Consider the following 20937-nt stretch of genomic DNA (forward strand, 5'->3'; position numbering starts at 1 on the left):
AGGCGTTGGCGCGATCGTTCAAAGCATCAAGTTTACGCGGCGCACATACGCCGGAGTGCATGATGCGCCCGGCAGCGATATGAGGTAGCTGTGACTGCGCGGCGTCCGCCCGCGCCGCGGCGACGGCGGTGCGTCAGGCCCGGAGCGCGGCGTCCGCGATCGCGGCAGAAGCGTCGACGTCGGTCATCCACAGCGGAGCGACGAGCGGGCGGATTCCGACGGCGTCGACGGATGCGGCCGCCTCCGCGTCCTCTTCCGCGAGCAGCCACGCGTCGAGGATCCCGTCCTCCGCGCGCGCTCCGTAGTGCGCCGCGACGGCGGCGGCGCTCGTCTCTACGCCGATCGCGGTGAGGCAGACGTCGGCCATGCCCCGCACGACTCGGCCGCCGATGATCGGGGAGACACCCACCACGCGTGCGCGCGTCGCCCGGAGTGCGTCGCGGATGCCGGGGACCGCGAGGATCGGACCGATCGACACGACGGGATTCGAGGGGGCGACCAGCACGATGTCGGCCCCGGCGATCGCCTCGACGACGCCGGGGGCGGGCACGGCGTTCTCGATGCCCGGGTTCTCAAATGCCGCGGGGGCCAGGGTGGCACGATGGCGCGTCCACCACTCCTGGAAGTGCAAGCGGCCGCCGTCTTCGAGCAGGACGTGCGTGTCGACCTCGGTGTCGGTCATCGGCAGCATCCGGACCCCGAGCGGCCACCGTCGCGCGAGGCGTTCGACGACCTCGGTCACGGTCGCGCCGTTTCGCAGCCAGCCCGTGCGGGCGAGGTGCGTGCCGAGATCCAGGTCACCCAGCGTGAACCACGGCCACCCCGCACCCCACGCCTGCAGCTCCTCGTTGACGCGTTCGGTGTCGCCGGCGCGTCCCCACCCTCGCACGGTGTCGTTCTGCCCGCCGAGGGCGTAGAGCACCGAGTCGATGTCGGGCTGCAGCCGCACACCGCTCAACCAGAGATCGTCGCCGGTGTTCACGATCACGGTCGCGTCGGGTGCGCCCGTGCGCCGGAGCGCTTCGCGCACCCCCAACGTGAACTTCGACCCGCCGACCCCGCCGGCGAGCACGACGACGCGGGGGGCAGAGGACGCAGTCACGCGTCCCAGTCTGTCAGCCCCCGCACGCCACCTCGCCCCGCGTGGCACCATCTTCGGGTGTATCCCGTCCGGGCGCACCGCCGCCCCCGGTTCGGGGCACGATCCTGCGGTTGGGGCACGAAAATGGCGCCCCGACCGCACGAATGTGCCCCAAACCCCCAAGGGGGAGAGAGGTCAGCGGCCAGCGGATGCAGCGGCGCGCGCGGCCGCGGGCAGCGCGGCCAGCACTGCCGCGAGGGCATCGTCGTCGTGTGCGGCAGTGAGGAACCAGGCCTCATAGACGCTCGGCGGCAGCGAGACACCCGCATCCAGCATTGCGTGGAAGAACGCCGGATACCGCCAGGCCTCCTGCGTCTGCGCGGCCGCGTACGAATGCGGAGCCTCGGGCAGGAAGGCCACACCGAACAGCGAGCCCGCGCGCGGGACGGCGTGCGTGACCCCGGCGATCTCGAGCGACCCCGACAGTGCCGTCGCGATGGCGGATGCGGCGGCATCGACCTTCGCGTACACCTCCGGTGTCGCGAGTCGGAGCGTCGCGAGCCCCGCGGCGACCGAGAGCGGGTTCCCCGACAGGGTGCCCGCCTGGTAGACCGGGCCGACCGGCGCGAGGGCGTCCATCACATCGGCGCGACCGCCGAGGGCAGCGAGCGGCATGCCGCCACCCACGACCTTGCCGAACGTGAAGATGTCGGGCGCATAGTGCTCCCCAGCCTCCTGCTGGAGACCCCAGAACCCGGCCGGGTGCACGCGGAAACCGGTCAGCACCTCGTCGAAGATCAGCAGCGCGCCGTGCTGATGCGCGATGTCGGCGAGCGCCGCGTTGAAGCCGGGCTCGGGCGGAACGACGCCCATGTTCGCGGCGGCCGCCTCGACGATGACCGCGGCGATCCGATCGCCGTGCGCCGCGAACACCTCGCGCACCTGGTCGAGGTCGTTGTAGTCGATGACGAGCGTCTGCGCGGCGATCGCGGCGGGCACACCAGCGGAACCGGGCAGCGCGAGCGTCGCGACGCCCGAGCCGGCGGCGGCGAGCAGCCCGTCCGAGTGTCCGTGGTAGTGCCCCGCGAACTTCACCAGCAGGTCACGACCGGTGTAGCCGCGGGCGAGTCGGATCGCCGTCATGGTCGCCTCGGTGCCGGTGGAGACGAGGCGCACGCGATCGATCGGGGCGGCGTCGCCGACGCGCACGCGCTCCGCGATCAGGGCCGCGAGCTCGACCTCCCCCTCGGTCGGCGCGCCGAACGAGAGTCCGCGGGATGCGGCCTCCTGCACGGCGGCGACGACCTCCGGATGCGCGTGCCCGAGCAACGCAGGACCCCACGACGCGACCAGGTCGACGTAGCGGGTGCCGGCCGCATCCGTCACGTAGGGTCCCTGCGCGGACGCGAGGAAGCGCGGTGCCCCGCCGACCGACCCGTAGGCGCGGACGGGCGAGTTCACGCCGCCGGGGATGACCCGCTGGGCCCGGTCGAACAGCTCGTCGTTACGGTCGCTCATGGTTCTCCTCATCACACGTGTCGATCATTGTTCGCCCGACGCGGTTCACGGCCCCAGCGGAGCGCGATGTTCTCTGCGCGAGGCTGGCATCGGGTCTGGCGGGAGCCGCCCGAAGGGCGGCGGGGGCATGGCTCGCGCAGAGAACGTCGCGCGCAGCGTGCGGTGCACGAAACCGAATCCTCCGCTGATCTCGGTCGGACCGCACCCGGCGCGCGGGACGCGCCGGCCGAGAGCACGTCACCGCGTCTCGCGCAGCCAACCGGCGGCCTCGACGGCCCAGTAGGTCAAGATCGCGTCGGCGCCGGCACGACGGATGCCGAGCAGCGATTCGCTGATCGCTCCGCGGCGATCGATCCACCCGTGGGCCGCGGCGGCCTCGATCATCGCGTACTCGCCCGACACCTGGTACGCCCAGACCGGCACATCGACGGCGGCGCGCACGTCGGCGAGAACGTCGAGGTAGGGCATGGCGGGCTTCACCATGACGATGTCGGCACCCTCCTCGACATCCGTCACGGCCTCTCGCACGCCCTCGCGGGCATTCGCGGGGTCGAGCTGGTACGCCCGGCGATCGCCCTTCAGCTGCGAATCAACCGCCTCGCGGAACGGACCGTAGAAGGCACCGGCGTACTTGGCGGCGTACGCGAGCAGGATCGTGTCAGCGTGGCCGGCGTCGTCGAGCGCCGCGCGCACGTGGGCGACTTGGCCGTCCATCATGCCCGACAGCCCCAGCAGCGGCGAGCCGGCGTCGGCCTGGGCGATCGCCATCGCCGCGTAGCGCAGTAGGGTTTCGTCGTTGTCTACCGCGCCGTCTGCGCGCAGCACGCCGCAGTGACCGTGGTCGGTGTATTCGTCGAGGCACAGGTCGGTCTGTACGACGAGCGCATCGCCGACCTCCTCGACGACCGCGCGGGTGGCCACGTTCAGGATGCCGTCGGGGTCATCGGCCTGCGACCCGATCGCATCGCGCACCTCTGGAACGCCGAACAGCATGATGCCGCCGATTCCGGATGCGGCCGCATCCGCCGCCGCCCGGCGCAGCGAGTCGAGGGAGTGCTGCACGATGCCCGGCATCGAGCCGATCGGCACGGGCTCGGTCAGCCCCTCGCGCACGAAGGCCGGGAGCACGAGCTGGGAGGGCACGAGGTGCGTCTCGCGCACGAGTCGGCGGACCGCCGGCGACTGCCGGAGACGCCGGGGGCGGTGGGTCGGAAAGGTCACGGCGGAAATTCGTCGGCGGCGTGCGGCAGGGCGAACTGCGACACGGCTTCGATCAGGGCCTCGACGGTCTGACGATCGGCGATGACGTCGACGCCGAGTCCGGTCTGGCGCGCGTCCTTCGCGGTGCGCGGACCGATCGCGGCGATGACCGTTTCGGACGGAATCTGCGGGAACTGCAGGTAGACCTGCTCGGCGACCGAACCACTCGTGACGAGGATGACGTTGATGCGACCGGAGGCGACGTCTTCGGCGATGCGGTCGGTGACCGGAACACCGACGGTGCGGTACGCGACGACGCTCCGCACCCGGTGTCCGGCGTCGATGAGGCTGCGGGTCAGCACGGGCTTCGCGATCTCGCTGCGAAGCGTGAGGATGTCGCGGGCCTCGGGTTCGAGGGCGATCATCTGCTCGGCCATGCCCGCGGCGGAGTTGTCGCGGTCGGGCACGAGGTCGACCCGATAGCCGGCTGCCTGGAGAGCGGCGGCGGTGGTTTCACCGACCGCTGCGACCTTCGTGGTGGCCGGAATCACCGCGCGGTACGCGAACAGCACGTCGACGGTGGTCGCGCTGGTCATCGTCACCCAGTCGAACTTGCCCGCTGCGAGGTCGGCGAGTGCCGCCTCGAGGGATGCCTCATCGTTCGTCGGCGCGAAATTGATCAGGGGCGCGACGACCGGAACCGCACCTTTGGCGCGAAGGGCGGCCGCAACACCGTCCCCCCAGGGTCCGCCGCGGGGCACGAGGACGCGCCAGCCCGCGAGGGGCTTGTCGGCGTCGTGCCGTTTCACTGTGTCGTGCATGGCTGTGGCTTTCATGGTGCAACCTCGGCTGCCCCCCGGGCGAGCAGCTCACGAGCGATGTCGTCTCCGGTGCGCCTGGCACGCGTGACGGGATCCGCGTCGTCGGCAGTGTGTGCCCCATTGCCACTGCCCGATTCCCCAGCATACCGGTCCGCCATGATCACGGTTCGGTCCAGGCCCACCCGGGCGCTTCCGTCGGGGGCGTAGACGAGGGCGCGCACCCGCAATCCGTCGCCGTGCCACTGCGCGTGCACGCCGACCGGGGCGGAGCATCCCGCGTCGAGTCCGGCGAGCACCGCGCGCTCCGTCGTGATGGCGACACGGGTCCGCAGATCATCGAGTCGGGCGATCGCCTCCCGGAGTTCGTCCGGGGCGTCGTCGCGCGTTTCGACGGCGAGTGCGCCCTGACCGGGAGCGGTCGGCCACTCGGCCAGCCCGAGCGGTTCGCCGACCAGTCCCTCCGCGACATGACCGAGACGGGCGAGGCCCGCGGCCGCGAGGATGACCGCATCCAGTTCACCGGTGCGCACCCGCGCCATCCGGGAATCGATGTTGCCGCGGATGTCCTGCGTCCTGATCCGCGGGTTGCGCATTGCGATCTGCGCCATGCGCCGGGGGGATCCGGTGCCGACGACGGCGCCGGTAGCGAGCGCGTCGAGCGCTGTGCCATCCCGGGTGAGAACGACATCGCGCGCATCTTCGCGCGCGGGCGTCGCCGCGATCACCAGGCCGGGCGCCGCGGCGGTGGGCAGGTCCTTCAGCGAGTGCACGAGCAGATCGCACTCGCCCGCGAGCAGAGCCTCGCGCAGACGGGTCGCGAACACGCCGCGGCCACCGAGCACCGACAGTGAGGCGCGGGAGACATCCCCTTCGGACGTGATCGGCACGAGCTCGACCGGCCGGCCGGCGGATGCGGCGAGCGCATCCGCGATCTGCTGCGACTGCGCGGTCGCGAGGGCGCTGCGTCTCGTGCCGAGCCGGATGGCTCCGCTCACGCGAGCACCTCGGGGATGGCGGACGTCGGGATCCGTCGTCCGGTGAAGAAGGGCACCTCCTCGCGGACGTGACGGCGGGCTTCGGTGTACCGGAGCTCCCGCATCATGTCGACGAGGTCGGTGAGTTCGTCTGCCTCCATCGGCAGCATCCACTCGTAGTCTCCGAGCGCGAAGGACGCGACCGTGTTGGCGACCACGCCCGTGAACGCGGCGCCCTTGCGACCGTGGTCGGCCAGCATCCGGCGGCGTTCCTCTTCGGGAAGCAGGTACCACTCGTAGCTGCGCACGAACGGGTAGACGCAGAGCCATTCCTTCGCGTCGACGCCGCGGAGGAAGCCGGGCACGTGCGAGCGGTTGAACTCCGCATCGCGGTGCACGCCCATCGCGTTCCACACGGGCAGCAGCGGCCGCAGCAGCTCGGTGCGGCGCAGGCGCCGCAGGTCGCGCTGCAATGCCTCGGCCTCGGGGCCGTGCAACCAGATCATCAGGTCGGCGTCGGCGCGCAGACCGCTCACGTCGTAGAAGCCGCGCACCGTCACACCGCCGGCTTCGATGTGGTCGACGATCGCCGCGAGTTCGGCGTCATCCGCCTCCACCACGGGGCTCGAGGGGTCACGGCGCAGCACCGCCCACAGGGTGTACTGCGCGGATGCGGTCTCAGCGGGCGAACTCATGGCTCCAGTCTCTCCCCGGCGTCGGCGCACGGCAAACGCACCCGTCCGTGCGAAGGCGTGCCGCGGGGTGGGTCAGCGGATGTACAGGCGGATCGCGCCCCAGACCGCAACCCCGAGGGCGACGGCGGTGCCGACGACGGCGGTCGTGGCGATCGCGGGGTCACGGCGAGCGAACGCGCGGAACTCGGAGATGCGCTTCTCGGCCTGCCGGGTGGCGCGACGCGGCAGGTTGCCCTTCTCCTCGATGGCGGCGAGCGCGGCCTTCAATTCGGCGCGGGCCTTCTCGACGGGATCGGTGATCCCGAGGGGAACGGCGGTGCGGGGAACGGGGATGGGGGAACTCACTGGCCTGCCTCCTTCACGGCGCGCACGTCTTGGGCGATCGATTCTGCGGGGTTGCCCTTGCCGATGCGCTTGAACCGGAAGAACCCGAGCAGTGCCAGCACGATGGCGATGAGCAGCATGGCGCCGAACACGACCAGAGCCGACAGCCAGACCGGCCACCACGACGACAGCCCGGCGATCACGAAGGCGCCGAGCGCCGGGATCGACCAGAACAGCACGAACAGCGCACCGACGACCCAGCCGGCGCCGATGCCGGCGTTCTTGGCCGCCTTCGACAGCCAGGTCTTCGCGGAGGTGATCTCGGCGACGACGAGGTTGCGGACGAGCTCAGGGATCTCGCCGACGAGAGTCAGCAGGCTCTCGTCGGACTTGTCGCGGAAGCCTCGGGGCGTCGTCATGTCACTTCCCGCTGGCGGAGCCGGTGGCGGGCTTCGACGCAGAACTCGCGCTCCGCGACGCCGCGCTGCGTGCGCCGGCCGTCAGGTCTTTGACCGCCTTCTCCGCCGCTTCCGCGGACGCGTCGGCGGCGTCTTCGATGTCGTCCTTCGCCTGATCGCCCGCGTGGATGGCGGCGTCCAGACGCTGACCCGGTGTGCCCTTGGTCGTCGCGGCCTTCGACACCTTGACGGCGCCCGACCAGAGTGCGCTCGGCACGGCGAGCAGCGCGGACTTTCCGAGGTCCTGCACCTTCGCGACCTGCTTCTGCACCGGATCGAGGTTCCAGACCTTCTCGGCCTGCTCCTTGATCTGTTCGTAGCGCTGACGCCCGGCACGGGTTCCGAGCACGTAGCCCGCGGCCAGTCCGAGGACGAGTCCTGCCTTGCCCCTCATGGGGTCTCCTCACAGTCGGGGTGGATGGAGCTGAATCTGCCTCACACAGTAGCCGCCGTATTCCTCGAACGGCATCCACTTGACAACGTCCGCATCCGGATCAGTCCGCGCGGGGTGCGGAACCCATCGATCCGAACAGCGCCGCGCGGCGCACGCGGTCGGCCTCGCCGATCGCGTCGGGCACGACCTGGGCGAGACCTGTGCCACTGAGCCACGCGCCCACCGCGCCCAGCCCGGGCACGGCGCGGATCGCTCCGCGGGCGGCGGCCATCGCCGCGGCCCGCCCGATCACGGAACCGGGCTGCGACTGCACGTACCGCTCACGGTGGGCACCGCGCAGCTGCGCCGCGTCGAGCGGAACACCCAGCAGCACGGACGCCTCGCGGAGCGCGAGTGCGGCCGCATCCGCGTCATCGAGCGTCTCGGAGGCGGGCGCCTCGCCCTGCGCGCCGAACGATACCCGCACGACATGCACGCCCTGCCCCGCCGCGCGAGCGACCCAGTCCCACTTCGCGGTGGCGTGGGTCAGCGCCTTGGCCTGCGAGGAGTGCGGCACGGTGAGCACTCCGTTGCCGCGGGGGTGCGCATCGAGAACGGATGCGGCGAGCACGAGCGTCACGATCTCGACCACGGGCGCCTCGGCGGTCCGGGCGTCGAGCGCGGGCACGAGAGGCGTCAGCATCCGCCGCGCCTCCGCCTCGGGGACGGCCACGATCACGACATCGGCGGGGACGTCGTCTCCCGCGCGCACGACCCACGCGTCGTCGACGCGATCGATTCCGGCGACCGGTGTCTCCGTGCGGATGTCGACGCCGAGAAGCGTGAGCTGGTCGATGAGAGCGTCGACCAGCCGCGTCATCCCTCCGTCGAGACCGGCGACCGCACCGCCCGGCACCACCCGTCGGCCGCCGCGCAACTGCGCCACGGCGCCCGTCAGGGAACCCGCCCTGGTGAGCGCGGCATTCAGCCCGGGAGCGGCGATGTCGACGTCGATGTCATCGGGGCGCGCCGAGTAGACACCGCTCGTCACGGGCGCGACGAGCCGGTCGAGCACCTTCGCGCCGAGCCGCGAGCGCACGAGAGTGCCGAGGCTGCGGTCGTGCCCGATCGTGAGGGGCGGGCGAAGGCGGTCGAGGTAGGCGCGCCAGACGCCGCCCCAGCCGATCACGCGCCGGACGGCCGGATCCCACGGGTTGTCGGGGATGCCGAGCACGCCCCCGGCCGGCATCGGCGCGGCACCCCCGCCCGGAAGCCCGGTCACCCACGCCCCGTGCGCCGACGGTGACACGACGGCGTCCGCGAGCCCGAGCTCGTCGATCAGGGCGCGCACGTGGCCGCCGCGGGTCGCGTAGCTCTCCGCTCCGACATCGAGGCGCAGCCCGGCGACCTCGGCAGAACGGAGCACCCCGCCCACCCGATCCGAACCCTCCAGCACCGTGACCGGCATGCCGACCTTCGCGAGTTCGAGTGCGGCGACGAGGCCGCCCACTCCCCCGCCCACGACGACGACCCGGGTGTCTCGCGCGTGCGCGATCAACTCGGGAAGCGGCTCGGTCACGCCGAGACCTCGTGCGCGAGCGCGACGATGCGGGTCAGGACGTCGGGATCCGTGTCGGGGGGAACGCCGTGACCCAGGTTCAGGATGTGCGCGCGGGCCGCTGCGCCGCGCGCGATCACGTCGCGGACGTGCGCTTCGACGACGTGCCACGGCGCATGCAGCAGCGCCGGGTCGATGTTGCCCTGCACGGTGATGTCGGGGCCGAGCACCGCGGCCGCCTCATCGAGCGGAGTGCGCCAGTCGACGCCGACCGCATCCGCCGTACCGTCGAGGCGCATGTCGCGCAGCAGATGCGCCGTGCCGACGCCGAAGTGGATGCGCGGGGTGTCGATGCCGGCGAGCGCCGCACGCGAGTGCGGGGCGACGAACGCACGGTAGTCCGCCACCGACAGCGATCCCGCCCACGAGTCGAACAGCTGCACGGCCGAGGCGCCCGCATCCGTCTGCGCGCGAAGAAAGGCGTGCGACACCCGGGCGAGCCAGCCCGCGAGCGCGTGCCACGACTCCGGGTCGGCGTGCATCATGGCGCGGGCGCGCAGGTGCTCCTTCGAGGGCCCGCCCTCGACGAGGTAGGCCGCGAGCGTGAAGGGGGCTCCCGCGAAGCCGATGAGCGGCAGGTCGCCGAGCTCTCCCACGACGATGCGCACGGCGTCGCGGATGGGCTGTGCCGCCGCCGCCACCTGCTCGGGATCGACGGCGACGATCTTCGCGACATCGGATGCGGTGCGCACCGGGTCGGCGAACACCGGGCCCCGGCCGGGCTCGATCTCGACGGCGATCCCCGCGAGGCGGAGCGGTACGACGATGTCGCTGAAGAAGATGCCCGCATCGACGCCGTGGCGGCGCACCGGCTGCAGCGTGATCTCGGCGGCGAGTTCGGGCGTGAGGCACGCGTCGAGCATGTGCGTTCCCACCCGCAGCTCGCGATACTCCGGCAGCGAGCGACCCGCTTGGCGCATGAACCAGACCGGGAGCCGGTCGGTGCGCTCGCCCCGGATGGCGCGCACGAGGGCGGAGGCGGACGGCCCGGCGGGGGCGGGCGCGGAGTCGACGACGGACGAGGACGGAGGCAGGGAGCTCACGCCGACATCCTCGCACTGGTCCCTGACCGGGCGCCCGGATGCGGGGGCCTCCGCCGCCGCCGCGGAGCGGGGCGTAGAATGTGGGGGTGCTGCTGTGTGTGAGCGCGAGTCACAAGACCGCGTCCTTCGACCTCCTCGAGAGGCTCAGCATCCACACCACCCCGATCGCCCCGCTAATCGCCTCGCACGACGAGTGCGTGCAGGGTGCCGTGGTCATCGCGACCTGCAACCGGTTCGAGGCCTACGTCGACATGGACGAGCCCGTCACCGCGGCCGGTGCAGTCGCCCTCGAAGCCGCCATGACCGCAATCGAGAACGCGACCGGAGTCGCGGCCGATGAGCTCACGTCGTCGTCGCGGGTGATCTCCGGCGACGCGGTCGCCGAGCACCTGTTCGCCGTCGCCGCGGGTCTCGAGTCCGTCGTGGTCGGCGAGGGCGAGATCGCCGGGCAGGTGCGACGCGCGCTCACCGAGGCGCGTTCGGACGGCACGACCTCTCCGGAGCTCGAGCGTCTCTTCCAGCGGGCGTCCGAGGCGCAGCGCGACGTGAAGAACGCGACGGCGCTCGGACGCGCGGGCCGCTCGCTCGTACGCCTCGCTCTCGATCTCGCGACGAGCCGCATCACCGACTGGAGCCGTCAGCGGGTGCTGCTCGTGGGCACCGGCTCGTACGCGGCCGCGACCCTCGCCGCCCTCCGCGACCGCGGCGTCACCGACATCACGGTGCATTCGCCCTCGGGCCGCGGCGAGAAGTTCGCCCACAAGCACGCCATCGCCTGGGCCGACCGTGACGCCTACCCGTCGGCGGCGCGAATGTCGGACCTCATCATCACGTGCACGACAGCCGAACACCATGTGCTCGACGCCGCGATCCTCGGGGGCGGCGCCACGGGCGCCGCCGGCTGCCCGGTCGGGCGCGAGGGCGGACGCCGTCTCGTCATCGACCTCGGCCTCCCCCGCAATGTCGACCCCGATGTCGCCGGCGTCCCGCACACCGATCTACTGGACCTCGAGACGATCCGCCTGCACGCCCCGCTCGAGGAACTGCAGGCGACGGATGCGGCGCGCGCCCTCGTGCAGGACGCGGCCCGGCGATTCGCGGTCGTCGGCGAGCGCCGCACGCTCGCGCCGGCAGTCGTCGCGCTGCGCTCGCACGCGACGGCGTTGCTCGAGTCAGAGATCGAGCGCGCTCGCGCGAAGGGCGACGACGGACGCACCGAACAGGCCCTCCGGCACCTCATGGGCCGCCTGCTGCACACCCCGACGATGCGCGCGCACGAGCTCGCCGAGCAGGGCCGGGCCGACGCCTATCTCGACGCACTCGACGCCCTTTTCGGCCTGCAGGTCGATGCCGCGTCCCTCTCGATGGACAGCCCTGCGCAGGACGACCGCACCGATCTCGCCGGCTGAGAGCTGCGGGCACAGCACTCCGACGGGCGCGCCCGGTGGGACGATAGGGCGATGACGCTGCACATCACCGACGACGCCGCTGCCGACGACCTGCTCACCCGGAACCCCCTGGCATTACTCATCGGCATGCTCCTCGACCAGCAGGTCGCCATGGAGACCGCGTTCGCGGGACCGCTGAAGATCGAGCAGCGCATCGGCGCGGTGGATGCGGGAACGCTCGCGGAGTACGACCCGGAAAAGTTCGCGGCGGCGTTCGCCGAGACCCCGGCAGTGCACCGATACCCGGGCTCGATGGCAGGGCGCGTGCAGCAGCTCTGCGCCGACCTCGTGCAGAACTGGCACGGCGATGCGGCCGCCCTGTGGACGGAGGGGAACCCGACCGGACCCGAAGTCCTGAAGCGCCTGAAGGCTCTGCCCGGATTCGGCGAGCAGAAGGCGAAGATCTTCCTGGCACTCCTCGGTAAGCAGTGCAGCTTCGCGGGCGAAGGGTGGCGGAAGGCCGCCGGCCCGTACGGCGAAGAGGGCTCGTTCCGCAGCGTCGCCGACATCACGAGCCCCGAATCCCTCGCCGAGGTGCGCGAGAACAAGCGTGCCGCGAAGGCCGCGGCGAAGGCGGCGAAGGACTGATCGCCGGGACGCTCAGCGGACTCAAAGCGTGCCTCCGGTTACCCTGAACGCATGCCGCTTCCGGGGGAGGCGCCGTCACCGGCGCGCGAAAGAACCCACTCACACCACCCCGCTGCACGCACCCTCCGAGCACGCCCGCGGGTGACCAGATGACCCGGCGGCACGCCGCATCCGGGGCGATCGCCCTGCTCGCCGTGGCGCTCGTGCTCACCGCGTGCAACGCGCAGCCCCGCCCGGCACCGAGTGCGACGGCGCTTCCGAGCGGTGTCACCGCGACCCTTCTGCCCGCGACTCCCGCGCAGACGGCGGACGAGGCCCGCGTCTGGATCGTGAATTCGACCGCGGCCGACCTCGCTCTCACCCGCCTGCGCATCGACGCCCCGGTCTTCGAGGGCATCGGCCGCAAGGCCGACGGCGGGGCGATCGAGGTCGCCGCCGGCAAGAGCGCCGAGATCGTGATCACCCTGCCCGCGATCAACTGCAACGCCGACCGGCCCGCATCCGCGATCCCCACGACCGACGCGACGCCCGAACCCACCGGCACCCCGGATGCGGCGGCCACTCCCGCGGCGACCCCGGCACCGACCGCAGCGCCCGACCAGACCACCGCAACGATCGGGTTCGCCCTCGGCGCGGCGATCGGTGTCGCTGTCGAAGAGCTCGACGACCCCGAGGGCGTCATCGCCGCCCGTACCGCCGCCGCCTGCGACTGACCCGCCGATCCGGCCGAACCCGGCCGAACCCGGCCGACTAGAATCGAAGCATGCGACGCCATCGGCGTCCGCCTCCCCGCGCCTTTCTTCCGACCATTGGAGCCACCGTGGCCGAGCAGTCCCGTCTCGACAAAGTCATCGCCCTGGCCCGCCACCGCGGGTTCGTCTTCCAGGCGGGCGAGATCTACGGCGGCTCCCGCTCCGCCTGGGACTACGGCCCCCTCGGCACCGAGCTGAAAGAGAACATCCGTCGGCAGTGGTGGCAGACGTTCGTGCGCGGCCGCGGCGACATGGTCGGCCTCGACTCGTCGGTCATTCTGCCCAAGCGGGTGTGGGAAGCATCCGGGCACATCGCGACCTTCACCGACCCGCTCGTGGAGTGCCTGCACTGCCACAAGCGGTTCCGCGCCGACACGCTGATCGAGGACTTCGAGGCCCGCAAGGGTCGCGCGGCCGAGAACGGCCTGCTCGACATCCCGTGCCCCAACTGCGGCACCAAGGGTCAGTACACCGAGCCGAAGGCGTTCTCCGGCCTCGTGAAGACCTACCTCGGGGTCGTCGACGACGAGTCCGGCCTGTACTTCCTGCGTCCCGAGACCGCCCAGGGCATCTTCGTGAACTTCTCGAACGTGCTCACCGCGAGCCGCAAGAAGCCGCCATTCGGCGTCGGCCAGGTGGGAAAGGCGTTCCGGAACGAGATCACCCCCGGTAACTTCATCTTCCGCACCCGCGAGTTCGAGCAGATGGAGATCGAATTCTTCACCCCGCCGGCCGAGGCCGACGAGTGGTTCCGCCACTGGGTCGAGGCGTGCTGGAACTGGTTCCTCGATCTCGGCATCGACCCCGAGAACATGCGCCAGTACGACGTCCCCGAAGACGACCGGGCGCACTACTCGGCGGGCACGATCGACGTGGAGTACCGCTTCGGCTTCCCGGGCAAGGAGTGGGGCGAGCTCATGGGGGTCGCCAACCGCACCGACTTCGACCTCACGAACCACTCCGAGGCATCCGGTCAGAGCCTGTCGTACTTCGACCAGGCCAGCGGCGAGAAGTACGTGCCGTTCGTGATCGAGCCGTCGTTCGGCCTCACCCGCTCGATGATGGCGTTCCTCGTCGACGCGTACCGCGAAGAAGAGGTGCCGAACGCGAAGGGCGGGGTCGACACCCGCACGGTGCTGAAGCTCGACCCGCGCCTGGCTCCCGTCAAGGTCGCGGTGCTGCCCCTCAGCCGCAACGAGCGACTGTCGCCCATGGCGCGCGACGTCGCCGCCGACCTCCGCACCGACTGGAACGTCGACTTCGACGACGCCGGCGCGATCGGTCGCCGCTACCGCCGGCAGGACGAGATCGGCACGCCGTTCTGCGTGACGGTCGACTTCGACTCGCTCGACGACCGGGCCGTGACCGTACGCGACCGCGACACGATGTCGCAGGAGCGTGTGCCGCTCGGCGACCTGCACGCCTACCTCGCGGAGCGTCTGCGCGGCGCCTGACCTCATCCGAAGTGGTCTCCCTGCGAGAAGGCAAGGGGCTCCGCCCCTCGGATGAGGCCCGGTAGCGTGAGCGGTGGGGCCTCGGGCGGCGCGGCCCATCGGGAAGCGGAGAAGCAGTGGACGACAGCACGGTCGCTCTGACCATCGTGATCGTGGTGGCCGTGTTCGGCGTCATCGTCGCCGCCGGCTGGCACATCTGGTACGCGCTGGGCCTCGCACGCGTCTTCGCCCAGCACGAGACGGATACCTGGCGTGCATGGGTGCCGTTCATGAACGATGCCGAGGTGCTCCGCCTCGGCCGCGTCGATCCGGTGAAGGTCGCCCTCTTCCTCGTGCCGATCGTCAACGTGTACGCGCTCGTCCTGAAGGGGATCGCCGCGCGGCGCCTGGATGCGGAAGCCGGCCGCGGCGTCGGATCCACGGTCCTCGCGGTCATCCTGCCTCCGGTGTGGGCGATGCTCGCCGCGCAGACCCGCACGCCGGCGCCCGTCGCCGCTCCGGTGGAAGCAGCCCCCGCGCCGGGAGTCGCCTTCCCCACCCCGGCCGCGGCGATCGCCTCCGTCGCGCCGCCGCGCCCCGCCGGCGCCATCATCGACGCTCCGCCAGCCCCCGCACAGCTCGCACCGGCGGCTTCCACCCCGCTCGCCGCGCCCGCCCCGACGGCCAGCCCTCTTCCGCCCGCTCCCCCGGCGCCGGTCGTCCCGGCGGCCGCAACACCCCCGGCCCGCCCCGTCGAGATGCTCGAGGAGCCCGCTCCGCTCACGCGCCGCGCGCGCCGTGGCGGCGAGGATGCGACTGCCGTCGTCCGCGCACCCGCCGCCTGGGAACTGCTGCTGCCGACGGGCGAGACCGCGCCCGTCACCGCACGGGTGATCGTTCTCGGTCGGAACCCCTCGGCGACGGAGCCCGGAGCGCAGTACGTCGCCGTCTCGGATGAGGCCCGCACGGTGTCGAAGAACCACGCCCGCGTGGAGTGGAACGGCGCAAGCTGGTCGATCACCGACCTCGGGTCGACAAACGGTGTCGCGGTCGTCGACGCGGCCGGCGTGGAGCAGATCCTGCCTGCCGAGGGCACCGCATCCGTCACCGAGCGGTTCGTGCTCGGTGACGCCGTGGTCGTGCTGCGCCAGACCACGGTCTGACCGACCGACCGACCGACCCGGCCGCGGTCAGCCCGCTCGGGTCTCTTCGTCGCGGTAGAGGCCGCGCCCCACGGGAGCGCTCGAGGCCGTCCGTTCTCCGCGCCGGCGAGCGATGAAGACACCGATCGCACCGGCCGCAGCGAGCAGGATGAGCGCACCGAGGCCGATGGAGAAGCCCATGATCGTGGCTTCCGCGTCGAGTGCGGGCTCGTTCGTGACGCGTACCGGCGCCGCCGCGACCGGCGTCGCCTCGTCGGACGGAGCGTCGACGAACGGGCTGGCGGGGCCGCGGATGCCCGAACCCGGGATCAGCGCGATCGCCTCGTAGGGCTGGACGATGCCCCATCCGGACGTGTCGTCGCGCGCGTCGGGATCGGCACGGACCGCCGTCGCCTCGAGCCGGTACGCCCACTGGGCCGGGGTCTCGTTCGGGTGCGCCGACGCGACGAGGGCGGCCGCAGCCGAGACGTACGCCGCCGCGAAGCTGGTCGCCGGGGTGTCGCCCGCGTAGGCGCAGTCGCCGCCGACGAACGAAGTCGTCATGATGTTCTGTCCGAGCGCGCTCACGGCGACGTGCGGACCGTGGATGCTGGCATCCGTCACGACGCCGCCCAGATCCGCCGCGGCCACCCCGAGCACACCGGGGATCCCGGCAGGATACCGCTCGCCGTCGGTGTCGTTCTCTTCGACCGCGAGCGTGGAGTCCCGGTTGCCGGAGCTGCCGATGATCAGGCTTCCGCGTTCGGTCGCGTAGGCCACCGCGTCACGGAGAACCGCCGCATCCTGCGTCGTGCTCATCGAGACGTTGATGATCTGAGCACCCTGATCCGCTGCCCACCGGATGCCGTCCGCCAGGCGGGGCGTCGACGGTCCGAGACCGGCCTCGACCTGCTGCTGCTCGACTCCCGCGAACACCCGCACCGAGAGGATGCGGGCCGCCGGGGCAAGTCCCTCCACGGACGATCCGTCGATGAGGCGAGCGGCGATCTGGCCGGCGATCGCGGTCCCGTGCCCGTAGGTGTCGGTGAGCCCGGACGGGTCGGTTCCGTCGCCCACGAGATTGATTCCACCGGAGACGGCATCCCGCAGGTGCGGGTTGGCGGCGTTCACGCCCGAGTCGACGACGGCGACCGTGACTCCCTCGCCGCGCGTCTCATCCCACGCGAGCGTGCTCTGCATCAGGTCGAGCGCGGGGATGGGGTCGGTGATCCGCGTCGATGCCGTGCACTGCTCCTGAGCCGCCGTGCGTACCGGCGGAGCGGCCTGCGCGGGGGAAGCGACGAACACTCCGGTCGCGACACCCGCCGCGACGATCAGCGCGAGGGCGCGCGGGACGCGACTCATCCGGCCGGCGTCGCCATCGACGGCGACGTCCCCGCGGCGTCTTCCGACAGCGCCGGGCCGGTCTTCAGCAGATCGATCCAGACATCTCCGACGGGCCCGATGTCGGCGACCTGGTAGCCCAGACGGGCGACCGTCTCCTCGGTCGCCCCGGGCAGCGGGTACGCCGTGCCGGTTGCGTCGACGAGGGTGACGATGCCGGTGCTCTGCTCACCGCGACCACCCGCGCGCAGAAGCGCACCCGTGCCGGGTTCGACGTGCACACCGGCGGAGGCCTCGGTGTCGGCCGATTGCACCGCCAGCACGGAGTGCGCCTCGGTGCCGTCGTCGACGAGCAGCGCACACGCGCGTTCGTCACCGTCGATCGACTGGAATCCGGAGGCGGGCCAGTCCTCGCCGCCCGCCGGTCGCGCGCTCGTGCCGAGACCCGAGATGTCGGCGCCGGAGACGTCGATCGGTGTCGCCGATGCTCCTGCACCCAGCTGGTACAACTGCCACGCGAGCGGGCTGAGTTCGGCGAGTTCGCCGTTGCTCTGCACGAGGAGACGTTCGGTCTCGGCCGTGCCCGTCAGGTGCACGACGTCGCCGACCGCGAGATCCGCGCCCGGGACGACGTTGCCCTTGCCCGCAACCACGAGCGGCTCGAGCGGGGTTCCCGGAGTGAACAGATTGAGCCAGTCGGATGACACGTCGACCGGGTTGAGCGCCGTGATGCCCGCGGCGCGCAGAATCGCGTCACTCTCGCCGGCACCGACCGCGTAGCTGCGCTCGCCATCGATGACGTACCGCTCGCCATCCGATTCCACCACGACCGCTCGTCCCGCGGCCGCCTCGGCGGACGCGGCACCGATCTGCACGTCCACGCCGGCATCGTCGGTGACGCACGCGCTCCACCCGGCGTTCTGCAGTCGGTCGGGGGCGGGTAGCTCGTCGGGGGCACCGACGATACCCAGCGTCGACCCGAGAGCGACGCCCTGCAGGTTCGACTGGTCGGTCGAGATCACCGCGAAGTCCTCGGAGGGGAGCAGGAGACGTGCGCTCGCCGTGTTGATGACCGGATGCAGCGCTCCTTCGACCGTGACGAACCGCGCTCCGGTGTCGGAGACGAGGATCAGCTTCCCGTTCTCCCACCCGTTGGGCAGACCGGGGCGAATGAGGCCCCAGAAAACGCCCACGAGGATCACGGCGACGGTGAGCGCGATGGCCGCGATGACGGCACGCAGCGGAGCCGTGGGCTCCAGCTCCTTCCCGCCGGGGGCACCGCTGATGAAAGCGGTGAGGAGGCGTCGGCGCGAGAAGGTCTGCGCCTCGATCAGGTCGTTCTTGGTCGCCATCGGGTCAGGCCAGTCCGGCGGCGAGCACGCCGAGCGGGAGAAGCACCGCAAGGACCAACAGCTCGGCGGTGTCTGCCAGACGGGTCAAGCGGGTCCGCGCACGCGGGGACAGGATGGTGATCGTCACAACCGCGACCGTCGCGACTGCGATGACGATCATCAGCACCGTCCGCAGCCCCGGTTGTGCGAGCGAAACGGTGAGCCCCGACACGGCGAGACCGATCGCGCCCACGGCCATGACCGCCAGCACGCTGCTTCGCGCGTAGGCCTGACGAGAGGGGAACATCATCGCGAGGAACGCCAGAGTGGTGAGCGCCGCCCCGAGCGCGTTGTGGGCTGCCACCAGAGGAGTGGCCGCGAGCACCGCGACGCCGAGCGCGATCCGGAGTGCGACGAGCGTGCGCTGCCCGCGCGCCGCGCGCTGCGCCACATCCTTGGCGTTGATCGGCACCGGGTCGTCGAAGATCTCGGCGTCGCTCTGGGGGGAGATGACCCGGATGCGGGTCGAGCTCAGCACGAGCCACGGCAGCGCGCCACCGAGGGTCGCGACGATGCCGATCATCAGGGCGTACGCGCCGGCATCCACTCCGGGGAGGAGTGCCGATGCGGCGGCGGTGAGGGCGATGATCCCGCCGGCAACCAGCGGAACGAGCTGCACCTCGGCTCGGTCGGGCATGAGCGCGAGGGCCGTGCCACCCGCGACCAGCGCCGCGAGCCCTGCAGCAGCGAGCGGCCAGCCCCAGAGAGAGAGGTCGGCTGGAACGGCGAGGTATCCGGCCAGACCGGCGAAGACGGCCGCAGCGACGCCGAGGCCGTGCCCGGCCTCGCGTTGACCGAGGCGCCCGACGACCGCGGCGACGGTGAGCAGCACCACGGCGCCACCCCCGGCGATCAGTGCGCCGACGCCGAGTCCGCGACCGGCGGAGAGCAGAAGGATGGCACATAGCCCCAGAAGGGTGAGGCTGACCGCGAGCGCGGTGCGCGCGTTGTCCTGCGCGCTCCACGGCTTGTTCTGGCGCCCGGTGGCGTCGATGACGGCTTCGACGATGTCGTCGTAGACACGGGGTGCCGCGAGGAGTCCGCCACGCGCGAGCGTCAGCACCTCGCCGTCCTCGACGCCCTGGGCGGCTGCGCCCTGGGCGACGTCGAGAACCGAGCCGTCCGCCTTCTGCAGGGCGTAGCCGGCATAGGTCATCGTGGGGTCGAGGACTCCGAGACTCCGCGCGAAGCCCGGGAGGAACTCGATCAGCGGCACCTGGGCGGGCACGCCGATGTCGAGGCGACGGCCTTCGCTCTGCACCGAAATACGCAGCAGCGCTCGTGGCGCGCTCATGGTCTGGGCCACAGTGCAGTTCCCCCTCGACGTGATCCCTGATGCCATCCGGTCGGCGCAGGCAGACGGATCGCGCGGTCAGTCTACTGTTCGACCCGAATATCGATCTGCCCCTTGCGCTCAGTTCGTAAACCAGGGTCAATGTGAGAGAAATCTCATCGGATCGTGCTGTGCACAACTGGCAGAACGCCCGGTGGTTGCTTAGCGTTTCCTTGGTTGGTTTGCTGCTTCCGGTTCGTGGGGGCGTGGCCGGCTCCAGGTAACGACCATCGAACAGGAAGAGGGGGATGAACGTGGCAGATCAGATTTCCGCTGAAGAGGGCGCGCTCAAGCGCGGCGCTCAGGCAGTGAACACGGCGAAGGCCGGTGTCGACCAGCAGGTCAAGAAGGTCCGTGGCGAGATCGAGCAGGTCGCCGGATTCTGGACCGGCGCGGCCGCCGGTGCCTACACGCAGCTCATGCAGCGGTGGAACCAGGAGACCACGAAGCTCAACGAGGTTCTCGTCACGCTCGAAGAAGCCCTGTCGGGCACCGAGCGCGACCAGGCCGCGTCCGAAGAGTCGCACCAGCAGACCATTTCCGGTCTGTCGTCGATGATGGGTTCCTGACGCCTCGCGGCTCAGGTAACAGGAAAGGTTTCGAACATGCAGTCGATGTCAGTTCGTCCGGAGCAGGTCATCGCTCTCGCTCAGCAGATCCGTAGTGGTGCCAACGGCATCAAGTCGCAGCTCGAGCAGCTCGAGTCCGAGGTCGGCAAGCTCCGCTCCTCGTGGAACGGTGAAGCACAGACCGCGTATGACGACGCTCAGCGCAAGTGGAACCAGTCGCTCGTCGCGCTGAACACGCTTCTCGAGCAGATCTCCTCGAAGACCGAAGAGATCTCGCAGGGCTACGTCTCGACCGACAAGTCCGCCGCAGGGCGCTTCGCGCTCTAAGCACCGCAGGACCTGTGGGCCGGGGCCGCTTCGAGCGACCTCGGCCCACACCCGCAACTCACTACGTCACAGCCGCACGTCTTCGCAGGACCGCGCGCACCGGGGGAAACACAGATGAGCTTCATCGGCATCAACTTCGACCAACTCACGCAGAACATCACCAAGCTGCTCGAGCAGGCCGCGACCATCCCCGACCGGGCCGCGGTTCGACAGGTCGAGGGCGCTGGGGAGGAGCCCGCACAGGCCAACTATCGCAAGCAGCTGACGAGTACGGTGGCCAGCCAGCTCGCGAACGAGATTGACAGCGTGCGTAAATTCGTCGAGGCAAACGCGGCTGCGTTCCAGAAGGCCGCCGCGTCGATGCAAGAAACGGAGGGTGCAGACTCGCTGGCCGCCCGTCAGGCGGACGCCCTCGTCCAGGATGTCGTCGCCGCACCGTCCGCATCCCCGGCGCCGGGCACGCCGCCCGCACCGGGTAACACCGGTTCCAAGAAGTGGTGAACTC

The 20937-nt window shown here is 71.1% G+C and carries 22 protein-coding genes; 8 read left to right on the top strand and 14 right to left on the bottom strand.

The features are described 5' to 3' along the window. Nucleotides 1-133: 133 nt before the first annotated feature. The 11 genes from cofD to hemE form a co-directional block, all read right to left on the bottom strand. Nucleotides 134-1102 carry a 2-phospho-L-lactate transferase gene (gene cofD / locus LMI96_RS13660; RefSeq protein ID WP_228361883.1) on the bottom strand — a complete coding sequence of 323 codons (969 nt, stop codon included), beginning with the start codon at nt 1100-1102 and terminating at the stop codon, nt 134-136. Nucleotides 1103-1276: 174 nt separating this feature from the next. Next, nucleotides 1277-2599 (bottom strand): glutamate-1-semialdehyde 2,1-aminomutase, encoded by a 1323-nt coding sequence (hemL, locus tag LMI96_RS13665; RefSeq protein WP_228361884.1) that lies wholly within the window; start codon nt 2597-2599, stop codon nt 1277-1279. Nucleotides 2600-2836: 237 nt separating this feature from the next. Next, a complete protein-coding gene (gene hemB / locus LMI96_RS13670; protein WP_228361885.1) occupies nt 2837-3820 on the bottom strand; it encodes a porphobilinogen synthase in 984 nt (327 codons plus the stop codon). Beyond that, nucleotides 3817-4635, bottom strand: a complete 819-nt coding sequence (locus LMI96_RS13675; protein ID WP_223723123.1) for a uroporphyrinogen-III synthase — start codon at nt 4633-4635, stop codon at nt 3817-3819. The genes hemB and LMI96_RS13675 overlap by 4 nt, the downstream gene beginning before the upstream one ends. After that, entirely contained in the window at nt 4632-5615 is a 984-nt protein-coding gene (hemC, locus tag LMI96_RS13680; protein ID WP_228361886.1) for a hydroxymethylbilane synthase, read from the bottom strand. The genes LMI96_RS13675 and hemC overlap by 4 nt, the downstream gene beginning before the upstream one ends. Then, complete coding sequence (hemQ, locus tag LMI96_RS13685) at nt 5612-6289, bottom strand: hydrogen peroxide-dependent heme synthase (protein WP_223723125.1); 678 nt, start codon at nt 6287-6289, stop codon at nt 5612-5614. The genes hemC and hemQ overlap by 4 nt, the downstream gene beginning before the upstream one ends. A 72-nt stretch (nt 6290-6361) precedes the next feature. Next, entirely contained in the window at nt 6362-6634 is a 273-nt protein-coding gene (locus LMI96_RS13690; RefSeq protein ID WP_223723126.1) for a hypothetical protein, read from the bottom strand. After that, nucleotides 6631-7032, bottom strand: a complete 402-nt coding sequence (locus LMI96_RS13695) for a phage holin family protein (RefSeq protein ID WP_223723127.1) — start codon at nt 7030-7032, stop codon at nt 6631-6633. Before LMI96_RS13695 ends, LMI96_RS13690 begins: the two co-directional genes overlap by 4 nt. A 1-nt stretch (nt 7033) precedes the next feature. Next, nucleotides 7034-7465, bottom strand: a complete 432-nt coding sequence (locus LMI96_RS13700; RefSeq protein WP_228361887.1) for a hypothetical protein — start codon at nt 7463-7465, stop codon at nt 7034-7036. Nucleotides 7466-7565: 100 nt separating this feature from the next. After that, a complete protein-coding gene (gene hemG, locus LMI96_RS13705) occupies nt 7566-9023 on the bottom strand; it encodes a protoporphyrinogen oxidase (protein WP_228361888.1) in 1458 nt (485 codons plus the stop codon). Continuing rightward, a complete protein-coding gene (hemE, locus tag LMI96_RS13710; RefSeq protein ID WP_374197928.1) occupies nt 9020-10105 on the bottom strand; it encodes a uroporphyrinogen decarboxylase in 1086 nt (361 codons plus the stop codon). The genes hemG and hemE overlap by 4 nt, the downstream gene beginning before the upstream one ends. An 86-nt stretch (nt 10106-10191) precedes the next feature. On the opposite strand from hemE, the gene LMI96_RS13715 reads away from it, so the two are divergent. The 5 genes from LMI96_RS13715 to LMI96_RS16360 all read left to right on the top strand — a co-directional run bounded on the left by LMI96_RS13715 (nt 10192) and on the right by LMI96_RS16360 (nt 15489). Beyond that, nucleotides 10192-11514, top strand: a complete 1323-nt coding sequence (locus tag LMI96_RS13715) for a glutamyl-tRNA reductase (RefSeq protein ID WP_228361889.1) — start codon at nt 10192-10194, stop codon at nt 11512-11514. A 51-nt stretch (nt 11515-11565) separates the two neighbouring features. Further along, nucleotides 11566-12141, top strand: a complete 576-nt coding sequence (locus LMI96_RS13720; RefSeq protein ID WP_228361890.1) for an HhH-GPD-type base excision DNA repair protein — start codon at nt 11566-11568, stop codon at nt 12139-12141. 149 nt (nt 12142-12290) lie between these two features. Continuing rightward, nucleotides 12291-12854, top strand: coding sequence for a hypothetical protein (locus tag LMI96_RS13725; RefSeq protein ID WP_228361891.1), 564 nt, complete (start codon nt 12291-12293; stop codon nt 12852-12854). 107 nt (nt 12855-12961) lie between these two features. Next, nucleotides 12962-14347 (top strand): glycine--tRNA ligase, encoded by a 1386-nt coding sequence (locus LMI96_RS13730; protein WP_228361892.1) that lies wholly within the window; start codon nt 12962-12964, stop codon nt 14345-14347. A gap of 116 nt (nt 14348-14463) precedes the next feature. Next, the gene (locus tag LMI96_RS16360; protein WP_308015774.1) at nt 14464-15489 is read left to right on the top strand and encodes an FHA domain-containing protein; all 1026 of its coding nucleotides are present in this window, start codon (nt 14464-14466) and stop codon (nt 15487-15489) included. Nucleotides 15490-15516: 27 nt separating this feature from the next. Here LMI96_RS16360 and LMI96_RS13740 read toward each other — a convergent pair whose 3' ends face one another. The 3 genes from LMI96_RS13740 to eccD are packed head-to-tail and all read right to left on the bottom strand — an operon-like array spanning nt 15517 to nt 19497. Then, complete coding sequence (locus LMI96_RS13740) at nt 15517-16833, bottom strand: S8 family serine peptidase (protein WP_223723134.1); 1317 nt, start codon at nt 16831-16833, stop codon at nt 15517-15519. After that, nucleotides 16830-18164 carry a type VII secretion protein EccB gene (gene eccB / locus LMI96_RS13745; RefSeq protein ID WP_223723135.1) on the bottom strand — a complete coding sequence of 445 codons (1335 nt, stop codon included), beginning with the start codon at nt 18162-18164 and terminating at the stop codon, nt 16830-16832. The genes LMI96_RS13740 and eccB overlap by 4 nt, the downstream gene beginning before the upstream one ends. Nucleotides 18165-18168: 4 nt before the next feature. Beyond that, the gene (gene eccD, locus LMI96_RS13750) at nt 18169-19497 is read right to left on the bottom strand and encodes a type VII secretion integral membrane protein EccD (RefSeq protein ID WP_223723136.1); all 1329 of its coding nucleotides are present in this window, start codon (nt 19495-19497) and stop codon (nt 18169-18171) included. Nucleotides 19498-19784: 287 nt separating this feature from the next. On the opposite strand from eccD, the gene LMI96_RS13755 reads away from it, so the two are divergent. From LMI96_RS13755 to LMI96_RS13765, 3 genes are all read left to right on the top strand, one after another. Next, nucleotides 19785-20105, top strand: a complete 321-nt coding sequence (locus LMI96_RS13755) for a WXG100 family type VII secretion target (RefSeq protein WP_223723137.1) — start codon at nt 19785-19787, stop codon at nt 20103-20105. A gap of 36 nt (nt 20106-20141) precedes the next feature. After that, nucleotides 20142-20432, top strand: a complete 291-nt coding sequence (locus tag LMI96_RS13760) for a WXG100 family type VII secretion target (protein WP_223723138.1) — start codon at nt 20142-20144, stop codon at nt 20430-20432. A 114-nt stretch (nt 20433-20546) separates the two neighbouring features. Beyond that, complete coding sequence (locus LMI96_RS13765) at nt 20547-20933, top strand: hypothetical protein (protein WP_228361893.1); 387 nt, start codon at nt 20547-20549, stop codon at nt 20931-20933. Nucleotides 20934-20937 lie beyond the last annotated feature (4 nt).

The organism is Microbacterium sp. cx-59 (assembly GCF_020805625.1).
GTDB lineage: Bacteria > Actinomycetota > Actinomycetes > Actinomycetales > Microbacteriaceae > Microbacterium.